This is a genomic window from Tardiphaga sp. 841_E9_N1_2 (assembly GCF_051811065.1).
Lineage (GTDB): Bacteria > Pseudomonadota > Alphaproteobacteria > Rhizobiales > Xanthobacteraceae > Tardiphaga > Tardiphaga robiniae.
The window spans coordinates 4866269-4887530 of the sequence record NZ_JBPWQC010000001.1 but is presented as its reverse complement, the minus strand read 5'-3'; the positions used below and the strand labels follow the sequence as shown (position 1 = coordinate 4887530).

The window sequence follows — 21262 nt, the reverse complement described above, 5'->3', positions numbered from 1 at the left end:
CAGATTTCGGAGAAAATAAAAGGTTTGTTTTCCTATACAGCGAGTCGCGACTTGGTCAGCCGGACATCTTCTAGTAATATACGCTGATGGCCCGGTCGCCCGGCACGTCCCGCTTTTCAGATCGCCGTCTCGCCGGCTGGGCCAGACCTTGCTCGACCTCCGGCCGCACATCGAGCAGGCGCAGCATGACCCTTAAGGTGACATGGAGCTGACCGTGGATGATAGCCTGCCCGCGGCCCGCAAGTATCGCTCATTGCCAAAGGACCCGCTTAACCTCGATCAACCGCGTCTAGTCGACGAGCTCGTACTATTCGAACTGCAGATCGCGCCATTGAGGAAGGGCCGCACCCTTGTCTTGCCGCATCGAATGACCCGACTTGTCCCCATTTCCACTACATACGGTATTAACGACAAACTAAACGACTCCCGGCTGCTAGCTCCTGTATATTTCTGGATAGCGATTTGCGAATCGCACAACCGAGGCCTGTGGGCTCCTAACCAAAAGAACAAAATGAGTCTTCTGGGTTCGTTCTCATAAGGAGCTTTGGATGGACAATGGCAACCGTGCCGTTTCCAGTACCGTAAAGCGTAAGAGTTCAGGCCAGCGACCACTTCCTTGGCGGCCATTTCGAGATAGGCCGTCCGGCATTTGGATCGACGAGACGGTGACGCGGATCAAAGAGACCGCTCAGCCGGAGCTCATCGATTCCCTCTTCCGAAACCAAATCTCCAAGCACTCCCGGTTCAATGTGCTGCGGCACCTGATCACGGTGGATGGCAAAAAGCGCCCCGAGGGCGACAGCTGCCCCTGCCCGATGTGTACGCCGAACCGTTTCCTGACCGGGTCGCTGGTGTGGTTTCCCGACCTCCAGTGCTGCGCCTTCATCGGTAACTGCTGCGCCGATGACGATGTGTTGGCCGAGGCCCAGAAGGAATGGAAGCGGCGCGAGAAGAAGCGCTTCGAGGAGGATTACTTGCTCGATGCCCTGCCGCTGGTCGGTCAAAAGCTGGAAATCCTAGAGATGCTCAAGCCCATCGCGCACGATGCGGTCAGAACTTATCGCAGGGTCCGCAATACTCTCCCGCAAGTGCACGAACAGCTTCGCAGGATGAAGCAGCATCATGGTGGCCAGCTAACGCTCACCGAGATCTTGCGGGACGAATCCCGGGAGAAGAACGACGACTACTTCGGTCCGGCAGGTTTCAAGGGTCGGGGCAAGGACGGGGTCGAAACTCGCGACCATACCTTTGGCACCTTTTCCGGACAGATCGCCGTCCATAAGGATTACAACCCGGCCAAGGAGCTTGAGACCATTCACCGATCTCTGGTTTCGGTAGCGTCGAACTCCTATGGCCAAGAGCCCTTGGACTTCATCTGCGCCATGACGGACAAGCAGCGGCACGCCGCCGTGGTCATTCTCCAGAGCGTTGAAGACAGCATCGTAAAGTTCAAGGCTCGGTTGCAGGACTTGGCACTGTTCATCACGCCCGAGAACGCCGACAAGTTCAATCGGTACTTCACCCACGAGCTCAACAGCCTCTATTTCCGGGTGGACTATACAAATGGAGGCGACGGACCGGCCCTCAAGTTCAAACGAGGCGCCAGCATCTACTCGATGGTTCGCGGTTCCTGGGCTGGCAAGTTAGAGTTCGAGTGGCCTAAAAAGGGCTAAACAGGTTCGTGATCGAACTTGTTGATACCCCTCCCCGGAGCGGCAGCGCCGGAGCTGGCTGATGCCCAACGCCTTATTCGAAGATGATGCGAAGCTCAAACGCGCAAAGAGACGCTCAACAATGCCTTTCAATCAATATCGCAGGAACCTGAACGCAGCGATCCTAGCTAACAAAGACCCTGATGGAGTCGTCCTCCAAGCGACCCACACTTGGTTCGCCGGTGGCGGCCGTGCTGAGCTCCAAGCGGCCTTTGAGCACGAAACCGGCCTGAAGATCGGAAACCGCAAGGATGGTGCTCTGGTCGAGCAGGGCTACCCCAAGAACATCAATGAATATCCCGGTAAGACTGCTTGGGATCAATATTACATCGCGAACGCTATCATCGCGCTGCAGGAATTGGATCGCATTTTCCAGCCGGGCAAACCCTATCCGACCAGAAATCCGGACATTTTCTACCGCAACCTGGTTGGCCTCTCGCGGAAGCTGTTTCTCGACACCATCGTCCTGCTGGACGATTGGGCGACGTTCAAGCAGGGTCTACAGGGGGTGTTCGGGATCGGCAAAAATCGCCTAGAGCACGCAACGCCGACCTACCATTCGGCTCTACAGGTCATCTACGGTAACTGCTCGCCATTCGCCTTCAGCGACAATCATTCGGACACCTCCGTCAATCAGCTGAGGATGGCGATTGAGTTGCGCCTCCGGCGTGGGTTTGGCGTCACGGCAAAACTCAACAAGGCCGGCTCGATCGTTCCCCTCGCGTTGTCCGAAATCATTCAGGTTGTCGCTCTTCACAAGCAGAACATCACCTTCGCCGTTCCGTTCGAACATATCGATCGTATCTACCAGTGGTCGAATATCTACATGCATACGGGGCTGAAGCAGTATGTGTGGTCGCCGATCTTCGCCCTGCACTACCTGCGGCCTTTCCTTCTGGGAGGAAAACACGCAGGCGGAACCTCATCCAACGCAGGAATTATCGCTGCGCCCGGCGTTGTGAAGCAGGTGCAGTCGGGCATAGAGAACGGAGCTGACAAGAGCCAGTTCGATTTCGTGTTTGAGGACCTGGCCAACTGCGATTTGATCTTGAAGCCCTGAGGTTACTCCTCGGGCCAATTGGCCGGGAGCCCGACCAATTCATGCATCCGCTTTCCGTCCTTGCGCTCGAATTCACCGTCGACAACGGTCCATTCAGCCGTGCCGAGGCCAATGTCTAGAAGCGGCTTTTCGGCCCATGGATTTGGAATGAGCAGGCCCGTCTTGGCAGCAAAATTCCAAGGATCAATCTTCATTAACGCAAGCACGCCGCTCAGACGCGTATTTTGCGGTTGGCCGTTCGGCGGTCCGTACCAGATCCCATCTGGTCGATTTACGTGCTTTACGATTTCTTCGCCGTTCGGGCCTTTGGACATCTCGACATATGGCGTGCCGAACAGCGCATCGGTCACGGCGGACTCCCGATGATGCGTTGAAAGTCCGTTGAGTGCGACAAGATAGGGATAGTCTAGTTTTCCGTAGCGAGACGCCTTTTTCTTGAGGGCAGGACGGACCTCCTGGCTGGGATCGATGCGCATGACGGGAGACCGCCGGACACCAAGCGCTCGTCCGTTTTCATCAACCTTGGATCGGACCCAAGCCGTCAGCTGGATCTTTGCGCCATGCTCTTCCCAGACGAACGGGGCCGCCTGCCGCGCAGTTTCGTCTGGTGGCAACGAAGCTATCCACGATTTGAGTGCGCCTTTCAGTTTTTTGATCGAAAGGGGCTTTGTCGGACGACCTGTGACCTTGAGGTCCAGAAAGTGCTGGGGTGACGGTGTGCTGTCGATGGCGGACAGGGCCGTGTTGAGGCGCGCTTTGGCGGCAACCTCCAGATTGGATAATCCACTGGCTTGCACGGCCTCCACATAGAAGCGCTCACCTTTCGCATTCTCGACGAGAAAGTCCGGGGACTTATCGGTGTGTTCGAGCTTGGGCTCGATCGCAACGATCTTGCACCCTCGCGCCAATAGAAAGTGATAGAGGAATAGCTCAAAGAACGCGCTGTGGTGCTGATCATCAATCGTCGACCGGAAACGGCTCACCAAAGCGCCGCGGTGCGTCTCGGGATACGCCGCAAACCATGCGTCCACCTTTTCCCGGACCCGCGCCGCCTCGGGCCGTGCCGACCGATTGAGGTAGGCGAATTGGGTCTCGTCCGGCAGGGGCGGTTCTAGATCGTCCCGAGGGATATCGTCGAAGATGCTCATGGGAGGAGGCTGCCGTGTCGGGGTGGATAGACGGTTTTGTCGGCAGTTGAGATGCCTCAATCGCGTCCTCAGAACTCTGCGCGTCCGTCAAATCTACTGTCATTCTCGGAGAGGATCGCTTTGTCGAGATCGTCAATCAGCCAAAGTTGTCGGCGACCTTCTTGCACTCGAGGAAAAGGATATTCTTTTCCCACGCGCTTCAAGAAATCCTCCACTGTCTTTTCGCCGACGTAGCCTGCGGCCAAATCTGCACGCATGCGGCGAGGCCAAGACCCCATTGGGATGATTGAAGGACGTCTTGGTTGGGTCATTCCTCGTCGGCTCCTTGATGCAGTTGAATCTCGAAGCGATAACATGATCCGCGCCCTTGGGAGGCGCTTGAGGACTAGATACTCGCCGCAAATATTATCACAATGAATACACCCGCTTGTTAAATTTAATGGCGGAGAGCCCCGCTCAGCTGGGTATCGGCCTTGAGCTTGGTATGAATCATGCCACACGCAGTATTTGCGCCAGTGTGAAAACGTTATTTTGCCGATACCGATTATCAATGATCCCGGCTAACCGATCATCCCAAGCTTCCAAAGCAACAATCTTTTGAGGAATGAGATCGGATCGGACGTAGTGCTTTACCAATGTTCGAGTATTTCTTTCCCCGGGCTCATGACCCAGAACAGCGGCGACAATGTCGTAATTGATTCCAATCTCAATAAGTTGGGTCGCCACTGTCCTGCGCATATCATGAGAAACAAAATGATCGAGCGGGATCCGCTTACGCCTCGTTACGATCGCCGAACCGACGTCGTTAGAACGAAGCGCCGCGCCGGTTTCGTTGATAAAAAGTGGACCTGCGTTCACAATCCGCAAGCGTTCGCTTAGGATCTTCCGCGCAATCCCGACGATAGGGGTGACGCGCGGCTTCTTATTTTTGGATCGAGCGGCAGGGAGGGTCCATTGCCAGCTCATTTGATTTAGCTCCTCGGCTCTCATACCAGCTGTCTCGCCAATGCGAGCACCGAGACAAAGCTGCAGTCGAAGAGCATCGGCCATGTCGTCCGTAAGGTCTGAGGAGTCGAGCCACTTCCAGAAATCCCTGATCTCTTCAGGAGATAGGATGCGATCTCGGGCCTCCCCCGAGCTGTAAGCCTTGAGACCCCGGATCGGGCTGCTCGACACGATATCTTGCGACGTGGCCCAGTTAAACATCGCCCCGATCGATTGCCGCTGCTTCTCGGCCTCACGGGGCGCTCCGCGATCTGACACCGCATCCAGAAGCCGGCGAAGATCTCGCCGTTTGATCTCCTCCGCTGGCAGTTCAGTCAAACTCGACAAAGCACGCTTCAATCGCAGACTGATTTCGTGTTGTGTTCGCAGTTTGCCGCAAGCCCTGCGGACGTACTCGTCAATAAGGTTTCCCACAGTAGTGCGGCAGGCGAGCTCTGCTCTCGCTTGGGCCTCTTGTTCGAGCAGGTCCTTTCCCATTTGCGCTGCGCTGGTAAGAGCAGCGGCGCGAGCTCGGGCATCGTCCAGAGTAACAGATGGGAATGATCCGAGAGCCTTACGCTTTACGGTTGATGTCCCTCTGATCCTATAAACTGCCTCCCAACTTTTTCCACCCGAGACGGCAACACGAATACCCAAGCCTGGGCAACGAATGTCCGAAACCCGATATGCTTCCGAGCCGGGCTTCATCGCTTCAACAGCACGATGGGTCAGCACAAACCGACGTGGACCGCCGTCCGATCCGATTTTCATAGAGGCACCCTTCTATCCATCGCAACACCATCGCAACAAATTCGCCGGTTCAGCGCGAACGAATCGGGACGGCGGCAATCAACAACGGAATAATAAGCCATTGTTTTTACTATGCAAATTTGGACGCCGGCAGATTTCAGTGGACGCCCATGGACGATACTTAAAAGGATGGATGCAGACCTGGGCCGTGCATATGCGCGATCCCCGAAAACTGTGGGACGAAGCCGGTGCGCGGGGATTCCTCGCACTCAACATCGTCTTCGGCGGCAATATCCTGACGTCGCTGGCTTTTACGGTGCTGGTCGTCAAACTTATCGCCTGCCTGCTGCTTGCCGATAGCACCCTGCTGCTTGGCGACCGGCTGTCGTCACTGCACGTGCTGGCCATCGCCTGCGGCTTCATCGCGACCTGCGTCCTGGGCCTCACCGGCCTGATGCGCCGCGGCCGTCTGCGCGACGGCTGGATCCTGGCCCTGACGCCGATTTATTGGGGATGTCTCTCGATCGCGACCTGGCGCGCGCTGTGGCAATTCTGGACCCGGCGCCATCACTGGGAAAAGACCGAGCACGGTCTCGTGCATCGGACCGGCACGATGGCATCGAACCGCAGGCGACCTCAGAGATAGCGCTTGAGATCCGTGGCCGCTTCTTCCGGCTTGCGCTTGAGGTTGAACGGCGCGACGAAATTGCCGTCGCGGTCCATCAGATAGATCAGCGCGGTGTGATCCATCGTATAGTCACCGTCCTTGGTCGGCACCTTCTTGGCATAGACGCGGTAGCCGGAAATCACCTTCGCCACCGCATCAGGCGTACCGGTCAAACCCTTCAGATGCGGATCGAAGCTCGACAGATATTCCTTCATGATCGGTGCCGTATCGCGCTCGGGATCGACCGAGACGAAATAGGTATTGATACGATCGGCGTCCTTGCCCATCGCGCGCAGCACTTCCGACATTTCGAACAGCGAGGTCGGGCAGATGTCCGGGCAATGGGTGAAGCCGAAGAAGACCAGCGTCGGCTTGCCCTTCAGGCTCTGCTCGGTGACGGTCTGGCCGGACTGATCGGTGAGCTGGAACGGACCGCCGATCGAGGCCGGTGCGGCGACATTGCGGAAACCGCCCGTCAGCCACAGCACGACCAGCAATCCCGCCGCGAGGCTGCCGGCAAAGGCAGCAATAATGACCAGCGGCCGGGTGGTTCGATCAGTCATGGAATGTTCCCTGAATTGCCCTTTGGCAGCCGATCACATGCAGGCGGCGATGCCGGTCTTGATCATCTCGAAAAATACGGCCGTGCCGTAATGTGCCCACAGCCCGATTGCACCCACCAGAAGGAGCGCCACGAATGCCGCGGCCGATGCGACAATGACCGACGCAAGCCGTGACGGCGGCTCGGACGCGGGCATCGGGCTCTCAGGCGTCAATAAAGGCTGCACCATCAGACGATCTCAGAACGGCGAAGGCCCGAGATCATTCAAGAGTCCGCCATCCAGGTTCCAGATAGGCTGAGATGACGGCGCGGGCAAGCGCTCCCGGCGCCGCAGGGCATCACGTCATGCTGATGGAATAAAACCCAGATCGGCCTTTAGCTTTTTGTTCTGACGCGTCTTCTTGACGCGAACCGGCATCCACTTCGCTCGAAAACGCTCTAGCGCGCGCTGGAGGCGTGAGCATCCATGTAACAGGGCTTGTACATGCCCATCAGCTGGCGACCGCGCAGGAAGATCATCTGCGTCTTCAGTCCGCCGCGTTTGGAGATCCAGCGCCGGATCTGCGTCGGATACATCGAATACAACATCTGGGTGGCTTCCGGGTTGGTCACCGCGCGACCATTGGCGCCCATGTCCCAGGCCGCATGAAAGCCGAGATTGGCATTGGAGGTGACGCAGATCCGGTCACGCGGAACCGCGCCGAGCACGATCGTGCAGGCCGAGGCGCACAGGCCATCGATGATCACGGTTTCGCCGGAAGTGCGCAATCCCTGATATCTGTCGACATAGGTTCCGATCCGTCCGCCACGATCATCCGCGATGCGAACCACCGCGTGACTTGCCCCGACGCCCGCGAACAGCAAGACCGCCGCCAGCAAACCCGTAACGAACTTCATGTCCAGCCCCAAAACCTGTCGATCCCGAATCTGAGCGCCCTGGTGATGCAGGGCATGATCAGCGTGTTGCCAGATCGTGGCTTTGTCCAGACGAGCATGACGCTTCCAATGCGATTCAAATCGAGTGTTGCGCGCGGGATGCACCTCGTTCCCTCGCGGTATCAATCTGAAACAGCGCCGCCCTTCGCGCGCAATTTCCGTTGACCAAAGTTCCCGCGCCGACTTCAATCTCCATTAACAAAATGGGGGAAACAGTATGGCCGTTGATGCGGATGTCATCGTCGTCGGCGGCGGACTCGCGGGCCTTGTCGCGGCTACGGAAATTGCCGACGCCGACAAGCGCGTTGTCGTGGTCGATCAGGAAGGCGAGCAGAATCTCGGCGGCCAGGCGTTCTGGTCGTTCGGCGGTTTGTTCTTCGTCGACTCGCCGGAACAGCGGCGCCTTGGCATCAAAGACTCTTATGACCTTGCGATGCAGGACTGGCATGGCACGGCCGGCTTCGATCGCGATGAGGACCTCTGGCCACGGCGCTGGGCCGAAGCCTATGTCGCTTTCGCCGCCGGCGAGAAACGCGACTGGCTGCGCGCTATGGGTCACCGCGTGTTTCCCGTGGTCGGCTGGGCCGAGCGCGGCGGCTATGACGCGATGGGCCACGGCAATTCGGTTCCGCGCTTTCATGTCACCTGGGGCACTGGCCCCGGCATCGTCGAGCCGTTCGAGCGGCGTGCGCGCGAGGCACAGAAGAAGGGCCTGCTGAGCTTCAGGTTCCGCCACCGCGTCGATGCGCTCAGCGTCACCAACGGAACTGTCGACGGCGTCAGCGGCGCGATCCTCGAACCGGCCAACACCGAGCGCGGCGAAAGCAGTTCGCGCAATGTGATCGGCGACTTCTCGCTGCGTGCGCAAGCCGTGATCGTCGCCTCCGGCGGTATCGGCGGCAATCATGATCTGGTGCGGCAGAACTGGCCGAAGCGCCTCGGCGAACCGCCGACGCGCATGATCTCCGGCGTGCCCGCCCATGTCGACGGCCGCATGATGGGCATCACGGAAGCCGCCGGTGCGCGGCTGATCAATCGCGACCGCATGTGGCATTATGTCGAGGGCATCGAGAACTGGAATCCGATCTGGCCGAAACACGGCATACGCATTCTGCCGGGCCCCTCGTCGATGTGGTTCGACGCCACCGGCAAGCGGCTGCCAGCGCCGCTGTTTCCGGGCTCCGATACGCTCGGCCAACTGCAATATATCCAGTCCACCGGCTATGATTACTCATGGTTCGTGCTGACGCAGGCGATCATCAAGAAAGAGTTTGCCCTCTCCGGCTCCGAGCAGAACCCGGATCTCACCGGCAAGAGCTGGCTGATGACCGCACGCCGCGCCACCAACAAGGGCGCGCCGGCGCCGGTTGAAGCCTTCAAGGATCACGGCATCGACTTCGTGGTGCGCGACAATCTCGACGACCTCGTCAGCGCAATGAATGCACTGACCGGCGACAATCTGCTGAAGCTCGATGAGATCCGCATGCAGATCGAGGCGCGTGACCGCACCATGGCCAATCCCTACGTCAAGGATGCGCAGGTGATGAACATCCACAATGCGCGCAAATATATCGGTGACCGCCTGATCCGCACCGCGAAGCCGCATCGCATTCTCGATCCCGCGCAGGGCCCGCTGATCGCCGTGCGGCTCAACATCCTGACGCGCAAGACGCTGGGCGGTTTCGAGACTGACCTGGACTCGCGCGTATTTGGCAGCAACGGCCAGATCATGCCGGGGCTCTATGCTGTCGGCGAAGCCGCGGGCTTCGGCGGCGGCGGCATGCACGGCTATCGCTCGCTGGAAGGCACGTTTCTCGGCGGCTGTTTGTTTACGGGAAGAACGGCGGGACGATCGGCGGCGAAGGCGGTGGGTAAGAAGCACAAATGAGCTGCAACACGGAGTCGACAAAAACCACATATGGCAAGTTCGTGTGAACTAGCTCCCAAAAGGAGCTTCAGGCTCTCGAAACCCAACTAGCTCGTTTCTCTAAATTTCAGTGAAAATTCGTAGTTGAGCAGCTTAAGTCCTACCGTTCGTTTTGCCGCAGCCTTTATGCGATCTGGGAATTCGGCAGCAATTAAAAGCACTCTCACGTCCTCACCGCGCTCATCGGACAATGCCTGCGCGTAACCTAAAGCCTGCTCCATGGCACCGGGCGGACATTTACCGGCCTTGAGTTCAATTACTACAAGCTTTCGTTGAGTGTCCCGCGCGACAATATCGATGTATCCGGTTGCGACACTAACTTCCTTTCCGCCATCATCCTCTATCAATCCAGACTCGATATTTGCCAACTGCTTACGAACCGCGGCGTGCATTTCTTTCTCAAGCCTAAATGCCAATCCAGCAGCGTTGGCATTCGCCTCATCTTGAACCAGGTCCTCTTCCTTCGGATCAACCGGCGCTTCCTTAGCTAAGAAAAACTGTATGTACTTATTTACACTCGTTCGTGCTTGTGACGGGTAAGTATCGAACGGAGCGCGCGTCTCCTTTGCAAGCCAAGCTAACATCTTATCGACGCCATCTTTTTGGAGAGCTTCGTCCAATCCCTCGATGAGAGGATCGCAACGATTGACATATGAAACATAAGTATTGATCGCGCCAGTAGAGAGACCACTCGCAGCTAGATAACTTTTGAACTCATCTCTGCGATATGTCATGCTTCCTGCTCCCCCTGCGTCTCACGTTCCTAACGCGTCGACGGCCATATTGTGAACGAGCCTAGTCGACCTCAAAGCCAGTCGCCACAGTAGTTCGGCCGGAATTCGACCAACTAGCGCCGAAAAGTCTGCGAAAATGTAAATGGTCGGATGGCGGGCCGCGCGGCTGCGAAGGCGGTGGGGTGATCATCTCGTCGATCACAGCCATCCGTTGCGCTTGAAGCGGGTATACAGGTAACCGCAGATCGCGGCGATGCCGCCCAGCACGACGTAATAGCCGTAAGCCCATTTCAGCTCCGGCATGTGTTCGAAATTCATGCCGTAGATTCCGGCAATCGCCGTCGGCACCGCCAGGATCGCCGCCCAGGCCGCAAGCCTGCGGGTAATTTCGGTTTGCTGCGACTGCCCTGACATCAGGCTGGCTTCAAAGGCAAAGGCCAGCACTTCGCGCAGCGAATCGATATCTTCTTCCGCGCGTTTGACGTGATCCAGCACGTCGCGGAACAGCGGCTTCATGTCATCGTCGATGAACAGGATATCGATATGTTCGAGGCGGTGACAGACATCGACCAGCGGTCCGACCGCGCGACGAAGGCGCAACAGCTCGCGGCGCAGCTTGTAGAGCCGCTCGAATTCGGCCCGCGTCAGCATGCGATGCAGGACGCCATCCTCGAGCTCGTCGATCTCGGACAGGATGGATTCGATGACAGGACGATAGTTGTCGACGATGAAATCGAGAATTGCGTAGAGGATGTAGTCTTCGCCGTGCGTCAGGTTTGTCGGGCAAGCCTCGCACCGCTCGCGGACCGCCGCATAGGAGGTCGAGGCACCATGGCGCACGGACACGACATAGCCTTTACCCAAGAAGATATGCGTCTCGCCGAAAGCAACAGTCTGATCGACCAGTTGCGCCGTTCGCGCGACGATGAAGAGCGCCTCGCCATATTGCTCGACCTTGGGGTGCTGATGCGACTTCAGCGCGTCCTCGATGGCGAGCGGATGCAGATCGAATTGCGCGCGCAGTTTCTCGAGCAGTTCAAGGGACGGTTCAAACAGTCCGATCCAGACGACATGGCCCGGCTTCTGCGCCCAGACGCCCGCCTCCTCGACGGGGATATCCGCAACACGGCGGCCATTGGCATAGACGCTGGAGGCGACAACGCCGGGGACATTGCCGGCGGTTGCAGCTGAGAGGGGAAACGTCATGCAAGAACCTTGTGTTGTGCGAACAGCAACGGGCGCCTTTGAAGAACGGCGGGAATGCCAAACCGTTCAATCGCCATGCGGCACCGATCATCTGGAATGAATGAGGGGGCTGGAGCGGACGGAGGGAATCGAACCCTCGTATGCAGCTTGGGAAGCTGCCGTTCTACCATTGAACTACGCCCGCATCGTCGCGCCATCTGATCTAGCCGAGACCGGCCGATCCGCCAAGCGGATTGATGGCAGCCGGTTACAGTTCCTTGCGCCGCACACCCGGCCGCGACCTCCGAAAGGTCACCGCTCAAAGATTCCAGATGACGGTTTCAATTCGCTTGCTAACATCGCCTTCGGGATGGCTGGGCACGGATACACAACCTTCGACACGTCGGTGGGCCGATGCGGTATCGCATGGGGCGATGCCGGTATTGTTGGCGTGCAGTTGCCGGAAGCGCGCGAGATCGAGACCCGGCGCCGCCTGCTGCAGCAATTTCCCGATGCGCGCGAATTCCGGCCGCCGGCCGATGTCGACTACGCCATCGAGGGCATCGTTGCGCTGCTGCGCGGCCAAGCCGTCGACCTCGGCGATATCCCCGTCGACATGCATGGCCTGCCGCTGTTCAATTGCCGCGTCTATGAGGCCATTCGGATGATCCCGCGTGGCGAAACCCGCACCCATGCGGAGATCGCAGCAAAGCTCGGCGCCAGCGGCGCGGTCTATTCGGTCGGCCAGGCCGTCACGCGCAATCCGTTTGCGATCCTCGTGCCATGCCACCGCGCACTGGCCGTTGCGGGCCAGACCAGCGGCTTTGCCGGCAATGGCGGCATCATCACCAAGTCGCGGCTGCTCTCGATCGAGGGCGCGCTGGCGGGCCGGACGACCACCCTGTTCGATGCCCTGCTGTCGGTTGCCCCGCCGCGCCCGCGGGGCTAAATTCAGCCCATGCAGGCAACAACACTGTTCCAGAGCAACGCTATCACCGTCACGGACTATCGCTGTACGGCGGGTCCGGACGACCAGCCGTTTTCCGAACAGCACGCCGGCCATTCGCTCTCCTATGTTCGCAAGGGCAGTTTCGGCTGTCGCTGCCGCGGGCAATCGCACGAACTCATCGCTGGCGCGCTGCTGATCGGGCACCCCGGCGACGAATATACCTGCCATCACGAGCATCATGGCTCTGGCGACGAGTGCCTTTCATTCTCCTTCGCGCTTGAGCTGATCGACACCGTCGGCGACGCCAGGGACATCTGGCAGCAGGGCGCCATCGCGCCACGCGCCGAATTGATGGTGCTGGGCGAGCTCGCGCAGGCCAGCGCAGGGGCGCACAGCGATCTCGGGCTCGATGAGATCGGTCATGCCTTTGCGGCGCGTTTTGTCGACGTCGTGTCGGGCGAGCCGCGCAGGCGTGTGAACGGCAATGCACGGGATCGCCGGCGCGCGGTCGAGGCCGCACTGTGGATCGACGCTCATGCCAGCGAGGAGATTGATCTCGATGCGGCCGCTCGTCAGGCCGGATTGAGTCCGTTTCATTTCCTGCGTCTGTTCAGGAATGTGCTGGGCGTGACACCGCACCAGTATCTGGTGCGCGCGCGGCTGCGGCGGGCTGCAAACCTGCTGGTCGAGAAAGACCGCGCCATCACCGACATCGCCTTCGATGTCGGCTTCGGCGATCTCTCGAATTTCGTGCGCAGCTTCCATCGCGCTGCCGGCGTCTCGCCCCGCGCATTTCGACAGGCTTCCCGCGGCGACCGCAAGATTTTCCAAGAACGGCTGGCCGTGCACTGAGTAGTCTGCCGTCCTGATCAACCGGGAGGCACAGCATGGCATCGATTCACAACGAGATTTTCCTCGGCGCATCGGCAGACGATGTCTGGTCCGCACTGGCCGACTTCGGCGCGTTGCATACAAGGCTGGTGCCGGGGTTCGTCACCGACACAAAGCTGGACGGCGACGCACGCATCGTGACGTTCGCCAACGGATCCGTCGCACGCGAAAGACTGGTCACCTGCGATCACGACCGGAAACGTCTCGTCTATGCCATCGTCAACGAGCGCATCACCCAGCACAGCGCATCGGCGCAGGTGTTTACCGATGGACCTGCGCGCTGCCGGTTCGTCTGGACGGCCGACGTGCTACCGAATGAGATCGCGCCTTACATGAGCGAGCAGATGGATCTGGGCCTGGCGGCGATGCAGACCCAGTTCGGGAAAGCCGCGCGATGACTGCATCGTTTCTCGATGCGCTCGCAGCGGACGGTCCTGCCCCGGATCGCATCGGCCAGATGGATCTCTATGGCTGGCTGATCGGCGCCTGGGAGCTCGATGTGGTCAGGTATATGCCGGACGGCGGAGAGCGCCGGCGCAAGGGCGAATGGCATTTCGGCTGGGTGCTGGAAGGCCGTGCCATCCAGGATGTCTGGATTGTGCCGCCGCGCGGCCGTTTGCGCGACGGCGACGCCGCAGCGAATGCCTACTCGTATGGAAGCACGCTGCGGATCTACGACCCACGTATCGATGCGTGGCAGATCCAGTGGACCGATCCGGTGATGCAGAATTTTCTCACCATGACCGGCCGCAAACAGGGCAACGACATCGTCCAGCTCGGCCGCGACAATGACGGACGCCCGATCCGCTGGAGCTTCTCGCAGATCACGCCGGGCTCGTTCCTGTGGCGCGGCGAGACCTCGCATGACGACGGCGCGACGTGGCGGCGCGATGTGGAATTTACTGCGACGCGCGTCGGCTAGAAACTGCTCAGACGAGCTCCGGCCGGATCTCGGGCACAGGGCCAGCCTTCGGTCCCCACGACGTCAGCAGCACGCTGAGTGCCGACAGCACGCCGAGCAGCACCATGGACGCCGCCGCGAGCCAGAAAAAGCTTGTGGCCGAGGCACCGATAGACAGCAGCCACCAGCCTCCAACGCTGACGAAGACCAGCCGCGCGGTTTGCGCCAGCACCGGGCCCAGCACCTTGGCGGCGCCCTGCGAGGCAAAATAGGCCACCGTGGACAACCCCAGAAAGGCATACATTGGCGCACAGGTGGCCAGATAGGTCCGGCTTGCTGCGCGCACACCGGCATCATTGGTGAACAGATTGACCCAGGCATCGGGGAAAATCGCGATCAGTGTGCCGAGCAGGCCGACAACACCGAAGGCGATCACGCTGCCAGTCCAGGTCACGCGGCGCGCACGCGCGATGCGGCCAGCGCCGATTGCCATGCCGACGATCGGCACCGAAGCGATACCCACCGCGAAAGCCAGCGTGCTCAGCATGAATTCGAGCCGCGCACCGATGCCATAGCCGGCCAGCACCGCGGTGCCGTATTGCGCCAGCATATGGGTGAAAATCAGGAGAGTCAGAACGCCCTGTAGCGGATTGAAACAGGCGATGGCACCCACTTTCAGAATATCGAAGAACATTCCGCGCTGAATGCGAAAGCCCTTGATCTGAGGCCGGACTCGCGCACGACCGGAAAAGACATACCAGCCCATGACGCCTGTGCCGATCGTGAATGCAGTCAGCGTGCCCGCCGCGACGCCGGGCATGCCGAATTGCGGGATCGGGCCGAATCCGAGGCCCAGCACGCCACCGAGAACCACCTGCAAGGCGGCCCCCGCCATCTGCATGGCGGAGGGCATCTTCATGTTGCCGGTGCCGCGCAGGATCGCCGCGAAGGTATTCAGCAGCCACGGGATCACGCCACCAGCGAAGAAGACGGTGATGTAGCCCTGCGCCTGGCTCAGCACATTGCCGCGGCCACCAAGCAGTTGCAGCAGCATGGAGCCGAAGGTCAGCATGCCGACCGTGAAGGTGAGGCCGAAGCAGATAGCGATCAGCAGCGCATGGCCCGCCAGCGTATCGGCGCGCGCGCGGTCGCCGGCGCCGAGCGCGCGCGCGATAGCCGAGGACACGCCACCGCCCATGGCGCCACCGGACATGGTCATGGTCAGCATCACGAATGGAAACACCAACGCCATCGCCGCCAATGCTTCGGTACCGAGCCGGCCGACATAGGTGGTCTCGAAAATAACGACGACGGCGCCTGCCGTCAGCGCGATGACATTGGGCCAGGCCAGCCGCAGAATGGTCGGCAGAATGGGATGATCCAGCAGGGGATTTCTGGCCGGCGCCTTCAGGCTCGGAAGCGGCTGCTTGTCGGCATCGACCAATCGGGGTTCGGCGACGACAGCGTCGGACATGCATTCTCCCTGAGCTTCCCGTCTTGCTTGCCGGACACCTCGTTCCTAGCACCGATCGCGGACAATGCCATGCGCGGCACACGCATGGGGGATGTTCGATTTGCACTGCAGTATCAGGCAGCGTCAGCGTTAGCCGATCGACCAGATGAACGGCAGCGCACTCCCCCGCGTTGGCGTCATGGTGACGGGTATGTTGCGACCGCAGCCTGCCGCCAGGCCCTCGACCAGCCCCTGCAGAGCCCTCGCGCAGGCGGCATTGTTGTCGGCGACGCCATCCATCAGTTTCCAGCTCTGCTGCCGGATTTCGAACTGGCCCTCGGACTTGCTGATCTCCACGATGTCGTCCTGCGCTGCGAACAGAACGCCGAGGAATTCCGCAAAGGCCCTGGCGTCGCCGCGCTGCAAGCCGAAGCCTGCGGAGACCTCGTCGAAATACTGCATGCCGATCAGCTTGCCGGTCAGATGCAGCAGATAGCCCGCATCGACCGGGCCGAACAGTTGAACCGCCACCGGCGCTGCGGTCCGTACATATTCCATGGCGTAGTTGCGATAGGCCTTTTCCAGCCGGGCTTTTGGCCAGCTATCCACCGGCAGCGCGGGTGCCTTCGCGGAATCGAACAGCGGCGCTTCCAAATGGCGCGCGAACACCAGACGCTGATCGATATCCAAATCATGGTCGTATTCGCAGTAATAGCCTTCGAGCCCATCCTGGCCATCGACGCTCTGCTTGGTGCAAACGAAACCCATGCGGGGATTGCCGAGCGAGACGCCGTTGTTGGCGTGCCAGCCGCGCAGCATCGCGCGGGAGACTTCGCCGGGCACGCCGCAGATTGCCGTGCCGCGCCAGATCCAGCGCGGCGGCGGATAGCGGATCCAGGCCTTGCGGTCACTCTCATACATGTACTCGACTGACACGCCGCCGATCCAGTTCGAGAGATAGTGATACTGGGCCGCAGCGACCGCGGGTGGCAGGCCGGACAGACCGAGCTTCACGAGTCCCGGCAGAAAGCGCTCCTGCTGCTGCCGGCGGAATATCCGAAACATGAACTCGGCGGCGTCTGCCGTGCCGCGGCGCGTGACCGTGGTCAGAATCAGGCCGGTGAAATAGGCGTGATAAAGATCTGCGACGCTACGCCAGCGCGTCCAGGTGGCTTCGTCGCTCGTATTTGTCGGTCCGGTCATCGTTTCTTCCCTGATTATTGGGAAGGACCATAGCCGCGCATCACTCCGGCTTCACATGAAATTCATGCAGGGAGGCCGAACGTTCCTGCATCGCGCGCATTTTATGTTCTCAGCCACAAGGACATTCCATGCGCCAGAAATTCCTGCTTTCCGCCTGTCTCGTCGCCCTGGCGCTGCCACTGGTCGGATGCAACGAACAATCCACCATCGCATCCGGCGAAGATTTCGGACCGTCGCCGAAACTTGTCGAGCCCCACAAGTCGCTGATCCCGACTGTCAATGTCTCCAAGGCTGTCGGCTGGTCAGAGGGGGCCAAGCCGAAGGCTGCGGACGGCATGACGGTCAACGCTTTTGCGCGCGGGCTCGATCACCCACGCACGGTCTATGTGCTGCCCAATGGCGACGTGCTGGTGGCAGAAAGCAATGCGCCGCCGAAACCGGAAGATGGCCAGGGCATCAAGGGCTGGGTCATGAAACTGGTGATGGGCCATGCTGGCGCGGGCACACCGACGGCAAATCGTATTTCGCTGCTGCGTGACGCGGACGGCGACGGCGTCGCCGAGACCCGGACAGCGTTTCTCGAAGGGCTCAACTCACCCTTCGGCATGGTGCTGGTGGGCGACGAATTCTTTGTCGCCAATGCCGATGCCGTGGTGAAGTTTCCCTACAGGACCAATGATACCAGGATCACGACGCCTGCCGTGAAGGTGGCTGACCTGCCCGGCGGCCCGATCAATCATCACTGGACCAAGGATCTCACGGCGAGTCCCGACGGCACGAAACTCTATGCAACCGTCGGCTCCAACAGCAATGTCGGTGAGAACGGCATGGAGGCCGAGAAAGACCGCGCCGCGGTGCTTGAGATCGACCGCGTGACCGGCGCCTCGCGCATCTTCGCATCCGGTCTGCGCAATCCCAACGGCCCGTCGTGGCAGCCGCAAAGCGGCGCGCTGTGGGTGACCGTCAACGAGCGTGACGAGATCGGCAGCGACCTTGTGCCGGACTATATGACCTCGGTGAAGGATGGCGGCTTCTATGGCTGGCCCTACAGCTATTACGGCCAACACGTGGACGTTCGCGTGCAACCGCCACGTCCCGATATGGTCGCCAAGGCCATCGCGCCGGATTACGCGCTCGGTGCGCATACCGCGTCGCTCGGCCTGACCTTCAATACCGGCGATCTCTTCCCGGCAAACATGAAGAACGGCGCCTTCATCGGCCAGCACGGCTCGTGGAATCGGCGCCCGCAAAGCGGCTACAAGGTGATATTCGTGCCCTTCACCGACGGCAAGCCATCGGGCAAGCCGCAGGACGTGCTCACCGGCTTCCTCAATGACAGCGGTGAAGCGCAAGGACGCCCTGTGGGCGTGCGCATCGACAGCAAGGGCGCATTGCTGGTGGCCGACGATGTCGGCAACACCATCTGGCGCGTGACCCCATCGGGCGCGAAGGCGGCAGCGTTGAAGTGATACCAGAGACCTGACGAAGCTCCGTCATGGCCGGGCAGCGCGAAGCGAGGGCTTCACTTGATGTCCCGGCCATCCACGTCTTCCTGAGTTTATGGCCGAGACGTGGATGCCCGGCACGAGGCCGGGCATGACGAGTTTTTATTACTTCGCCTATCCCACTTGAAATTCTTCACGTCACCGGCGCGGGGTTGAACAGCACCAGATCGTTGTGCAGTCCCCATTTGTCCGCCCAGACCTGCTTGCGACCGCTGGCGACGTCAAGGATCAGCTGGAACAGCTCCCAACCGGCTTCCTCGATGGTCATCTCGCCTGACGCAATGCGGCCGGCGTCGAAATCGATCAGGTCCGACCAGCGTTTCGCCAGTTCAGTCCGCGTCGAGACCTTGATGACCGGCGCCTGCGCCAGCCCATAGGGCGTGCCACGTCCCGTGGTGAAGATCTGCATCTGCATGCCAGCGGCGAGTTGCAGCGTGCCGCAGACGAAATCGCTCGCCGGCGTTGCTGCAAACAGCAGTCCCTTCGTCGTCGCGCGCTCACCCGGACCAATGACGCCGCTGATTGCGCTCGAACCGGACTTGACGATGGAGCCCAATGACTTCTCGACGATATTGGCGAGGCCGCCCTTCTTGTTTCCGGGCGTCGTATTGGCGCTGCGATCGGCGCCCCCGCGTGCCAGATAGGAGTCGTACCAGTCCATCTCGCGTATCAGCGCGCGGCCGACATCCTCGTTGACCGCACGGCGCGTCAATAGTTCGATGGCGTCACGGACTTCGGTGACTTCAGAGAACATCACCGTGGCGCCGGCGCGCACCAGCAGATCGCTCGCGAAGCCGAGCGCCGGATTGGCGGTCACGCCGGAAAACGCGTCACTGCCGCCGCATTGCAGACCGATCACGAGGTCGGAAGCCGGACAGGTCTCGCGCTTGCGCTGGTTCAGGATTTTCAAGCGCGCTTCAGCCATGGTGATGATCGTATCCACCATGTCGCCAAAGCTCTGATTGCTCTCATCCTGAAGGCGCATCATGCTGCCGGGATCCTCCTTCGGCAGCAAACGCTCCGGTGCGAGCTTCTCGCAGCCGAGGCCGACCACCATCACCTCGCCGCCAAAATTTGGATTGCGCGCGATGTTCTGCAGCGTGCGGATCGGGATATAGGCATCCGGCGCATTGATCGCGACACCGCATCCATAGCCATGGGTGACGGCGACGACGTCATCGACATTCGGATAGCGTGGCAGCAGCTCGGCCTTGATCTTCTTGAGCGCAAATTCCAGCGTGCCGGCGACGCATTGCACCGACGTGCTGATGGCGAGAATGTTCTTCACGCCGACGGAGCCGTCGCGATTGCGAAAACCTTCGAATGTGTAGTCGTTCAGCGGCGGTTGCGGTTCCGGAACCGCGTTGGCGATCTCAAGGCTGTCGAGATCCGGCGCATCGGGCATATGGATGCGCGCCTCCTCGACCCATTCGCCGGCCGAAATCATATCCAGCGCATAGCCGATGATTTCGCCGTAGCGGATGATGGGCGCATCCTTGGCGATATCGGAGAGCGCCACCTTGTGGCCCTGCGGCACGAAGTTACGCAGCTCTAGGCCGCCGGTCATCAGGGTGCCCGCGGGCAGGCCGAAATCATTGACGATGATGGCGACATTGTCGCGCGCATTCAGTTTGATGTAGCGCGGCGCATATGCATCTGCTGCCAGCGTGGTGGCCATCGCCTTGTCCTTCCCAAATCTGCCGGCATTCGCGCCGGTCTCGTAGCAGAGCAGTAGCACAAAAGATGGCGGTGTCGCGCACTTGACCGGCACGCTCTGCAGCCCGAATGATGACCTTGAAACGGGCCGGCGCGCCCGAATTCATGCAGAAATGGAATGAACGTGCGTCTTTTCGTCTTCGGGCTCGGCTACAGCGTAAACCGGTTCATCGCCCGGCATGGCGGTCAATTCACCGGGATTGCCGGCACCGTCCGCACGGCCGGCAAATCCGCAGCCTTGGCGTCAGCCCGCGATATCGAGACGCTCGTCTTCAACCCGGATGTCACCGATCCCGGCATTGCCGATCACCTCGCGAGCGCCGATGCGCTGCTCGTCTCGGTCCCGCCCGGCACAGACGGCGATCCCGTGCTGCGGACCTTCGGCTCCGTGATCGCGGCCAGCGGCATCCGGCGCATCATCTATCTCTCCAGCGTCGGGGTTTACGGCGATCATCAGGGCGCCTGGATCGACGAAACCGCCCCGGTCTCCGGCGAGGGCCGACGCAAGGCACGTATCGATGCCGAAGACGCATGGCGCGCCGTGGCCGGCGATCGCACGACGATCCTGCGCATCGCCGGCATCTACGGTCCCGGCCGCAATGCGCTGGAGAATCTCAAAACCGGCAAGGCCCATCGCATCTTCAAGCCGGGCCAGGTGTTCAACCGCATCCATGTGGACGACATCGCAACATCTGTCGCCGCAGCATTCGATCACGCGCAGACCGGCATCTTCAATCTCTGCGACGACGAGCCGGCGCCGCCGCAGGACGTCGTCACCTATGCCGCAGCGCTGATGGGCATCGCGCCGCCGCCCGAGCAGAACTTCGATGACGCCGAGATGAGCCCAATGGCGCGCAGCTTCTATGCCAGCAACAACCGCATCTCGAATGCGCGGCTGAAACGCGAGCTCGGCGTGAAGCTCGCGTTTCCGACCTATCGCGAAGGCCTCACGGCGTTGTGGGAACAACGCGAGGTCTAG

21 protein-coding genes and 1 tRNA gene are annotated in these 21262 nt (G+C 60.3%); 10 read left to right on the top strand and 12 right to left on the bottom strand.

What is annotated here, in order from left to right:
* Positions 1 to 548: 548 nt before the first annotated feature.
* Entirely contained in the window at positions 549 to 1673 is a 1125-nt protein-coding gene (locus tag AB8A50_RS23445; protein ID WP_439079055.1) for a hypothetical protein, read from the top strand.
* A gap of 61 nt (positions 1674 to 1734) precedes the next feature.
* Positions 1735 to 2772 carry a hypothetical protein gene (locus AB8A50_RS23440; RefSeq protein WP_439079054.1) on the top strand — a complete coding sequence of 346 codons (1038 nt, stop codon included), beginning with the start codon at positions 1735 to 1737 and terminating at the stop codon, positions 2770 to 2772.
* A gap of 2 nt (positions 2773 to 2774) precedes the next feature.
* On the opposite strand, the gene AB8A50_RS23435 is transcribed toward AB8A50_RS23440, so the two are convergent.
* The 3 genes from AB8A50_RS23435 to AB8A50_RS23425 form a co-directional block, all read right to left on the bottom strand.
* Entirely contained in the window at positions 2775 to 3920 is a 1146-nt protein-coding gene (locus AB8A50_RS23435) for a hypothetical protein (RefSeq protein ID WP_439079053.1), read from the bottom strand.
* Between the two features lie 68 nt (positions 3921 to 3988).
* Entirely contained in the window at positions 3989 to 4177 is a 189-nt protein-coding gene (locus tag AB8A50_RS23430; protein ID WP_439079052.1) for a hypothetical protein, read from the bottom strand.
* Between the two features lie 232 nt (positions 4178 to 4409).
* Entirely contained in the window at positions 4410 to 5675 is a 1266-nt protein-coding gene (locus tag AB8A50_RS23425) for a tyrosine-type recombinase/integrase (protein ID WP_439079051.1), read from the bottom strand.
* A 172-nt stretch (positions 5676 to 5847) separates the two neighbouring features.
* Between AB8A50_RS23425 and AB8A50_RS23420 the strand changes: the two genes are divergently transcribed.
* Positions 5848 to 6300 (top strand): hypothetical protein, encoded by a 453-nt coding sequence (locus tag AB8A50_RS23420; protein WP_439079050.1) that lies wholly within the window; start codon positions 5848 to 5850, stop codon positions 6298 to 6300.
* Here AB8A50_RS23420 and AB8A50_RS23415 read toward each other — a convergent pair.
* The 3 genes from AB8A50_RS23415 to AB8A50_RS23405 all read right to left on the bottom strand — a co-directional run bounded on the left by AB8A50_RS23415 (position 6291) and on the right by AB8A50_RS23405 (position 7780).
* Positions 6291 to 6884: an SCO family protein gene (locus AB8A50_RS23415; protein ID WP_089266787.1), complete on the bottom strand. Its 594-nt coding sequence runs from the start codon at positions 6882 to 6884 to the stop codon at positions 6291 to 6293. The two genes, AB8A50_RS23420 and AB8A50_RS23415, sit on opposite strands and share 10 nt — an antisense overlap.
* 33 nt (positions 6885 to 6917) lie before the next feature.
* Positions 6918 to 7079, bottom strand: coding sequence for a hypothetical protein (locus tag AB8A50_RS23410; protein WP_439079049.1), 162 nt, complete (start codon positions 7077 to 7079; stop codon positions 6918 to 6920).
* Positions 7080 to 7321: 242 nt separating this feature from the next.
* The gene (locus tag AB8A50_RS23405; RefSeq protein WP_089266785.1) at positions 7322 to 7780 is read right to left on the bottom strand and encodes a hypothetical protein; all 459 of its coding nucleotides are present in this window, start codon (positions 7778 to 7780) and stop codon (positions 7322 to 7324) included.
* Between the two features lie 256 nt (positions 7781 to 8036).
* Between AB8A50_RS23405 and AB8A50_RS23400 the strand changes: the two genes are divergently transcribed.
* Complete coding sequence (locus tag AB8A50_RS23400; protein WP_439079048.1) at positions 8037 to 9707, top strand: FAD-binding dehydrogenase; 1671 nt, start codon at positions 8037 to 8039, stop codon at positions 9705 to 9707.
* 86 nt (positions 9708 to 9793) lie between these two features.
* On the opposite strand, the gene AB8A50_RS23395 is transcribed toward AB8A50_RS23400, so the two are convergent.
* From AB8A50_RS23395 to AB8A50_RS23385, 3 genes are all read right to left on the bottom strand, one after another.
* Positions 9794 to 10480, bottom strand: coding sequence for an endonuclease NucS domain-containing protein (locus tag AB8A50_RS23395; protein ID WP_439079047.1), 687 nt, complete (start codon positions 10478 to 10480; stop codon positions 9794 to 9796).
* Positions 10481 to 10678: 198 nt separating this feature from the next.
* Positions 10679 to 11686 (bottom strand): magnesium/cobalt transporter CorA, encoded by a 1008-nt coding sequence (gene corA / locus AB8A50_RS23390; protein WP_439079046.1) that lies wholly within the window; start codon positions 11684 to 11686, stop codon positions 10679 to 10681.
* 110 nt (positions 11687 to 11796) lie between these two features.
* A tRNA-Gly gene (locus AB8A50_RS23385) sits at positions 11797 to 11870 on the bottom strand.
* Between the two features lie 165 nt (positions 11871 to 12035).
* Between AB8A50_RS23385 and AB8A50_RS23380 the strand changes: the two genes are divergently transcribed.
* From AB8A50_RS23380 to AB8A50_RS23365, 4 genes are read left to right on the top strand one after another with little or no spacing between them, the layout of a single operon-like run.
* Positions 12036 to 12614: a methylated-DNA--[protein]-cysteine S-methyltransferase gene (locus tag AB8A50_RS23380; RefSeq protein WP_439079045.1), complete on the top strand. Its 579-nt coding sequence runs from the start codon at positions 12036 to 12038 to the stop codon at positions 12612 to 12614.
* Positions 12615 to 12623: 9 nt separating this feature from the next.
* Positions 12624 to 13466: a helix-turn-helix domain-containing protein gene (locus tag AB8A50_RS23375; RefSeq protein WP_439079043.1), complete on the top strand. Its 843-nt coding sequence runs from the start codon at positions 12624 to 12626 to the stop codon at positions 13464 to 13466.
* A gap of 35 nt (positions 13467 to 13501) precedes the next feature.
* On the top strand, positions 13502 to 13903 hold the full coding sequence (locus tag AB8A50_RS23370) for an SRPBCC family protein (protein WP_439079042.1): 402 nt from the start codon (positions 13502 to 13504) through the stop codon (positions 13901 to 13903).
* Positions 13900 to 14427 (top strand): hypothetical protein, encoded by a 528-nt coding sequence (locus tag AB8A50_RS23365; RefSeq protein ID WP_439079041.1) that lies wholly within the window; start codon positions 13900 to 13902, stop codon positions 14425 to 14427. The genes AB8A50_RS23370 and AB8A50_RS23365 overlap by 4 nt, the downstream gene beginning before the upstream one ends.
* Positions 14428 to 14434: 7 nt before the next feature.
* Here the strand turns inward: AB8A50_RS23365 and AB8A50_RS23360 are convergent, their stop codons facing one another.
* Together AB8A50_RS23360 and AB8A50_RS23355 are read right to left on the bottom strand one after the other, a co-directional pair.
* Positions 14435 to 15880: an MATE family efflux transporter gene (locus tag AB8A50_RS23360; RefSeq protein ID WP_439079040.1), complete on the bottom strand. Its 1446-nt coding sequence runs from the start codon at positions 15878 to 15880 to the stop codon at positions 14435 to 14437.
* Between the two features lie 129 nt (positions 15881 to 16009).
* A complete protein-coding gene (locus AB8A50_RS23355; protein WP_439079039.1) occupies positions 16010 to 17062 on the bottom strand; it encodes a hypothetical protein in 1053 nt (350 codons plus the stop codon).
* Positions 17063 to 17190: 128 nt separating this feature from the next.
* On the opposite strand from AB8A50_RS23355, the gene AB8A50_RS23350 reads away from it, so the two are divergent.
* Positions 17191 to 18531 carry a PQQ-dependent sugar dehydrogenase gene (locus AB8A50_RS23350; RefSeq protein WP_439079038.1) on the top strand — a complete coding sequence of 447 codons (1341 nt, stop codon included), beginning with the start codon at positions 17191 to 17193 and terminating at the stop codon, positions 18529 to 18531.
* 169 nt (positions 18532 to 18700) lie between these two features.
* Here AB8A50_RS23350 and garD read toward each other — a convergent pair whose 3' ends face one another.
* Positions 18701 to 20245 (bottom strand): galactarate dehydratase, encoded by a 1545-nt coding sequence (garD, locus tag AB8A50_RS23345; protein ID WP_309940743.1) that lies wholly within the window; start codon positions 20243 to 20245, stop codon positions 18701 to 18703.
* Positions 20246 to 20407: 162 nt separating this feature from the next.
* On the opposite strand from garD, the gene AB8A50_RS23340 reads away from it, so the two are divergent.
* Complete coding sequence (locus AB8A50_RS23340) at positions 20408 to 21262, top strand: SDR family oxidoreductase (protein WP_309943815.1); 855 nt, start codon at positions 20408 to 20410, stop codon at positions 21260 to 21262.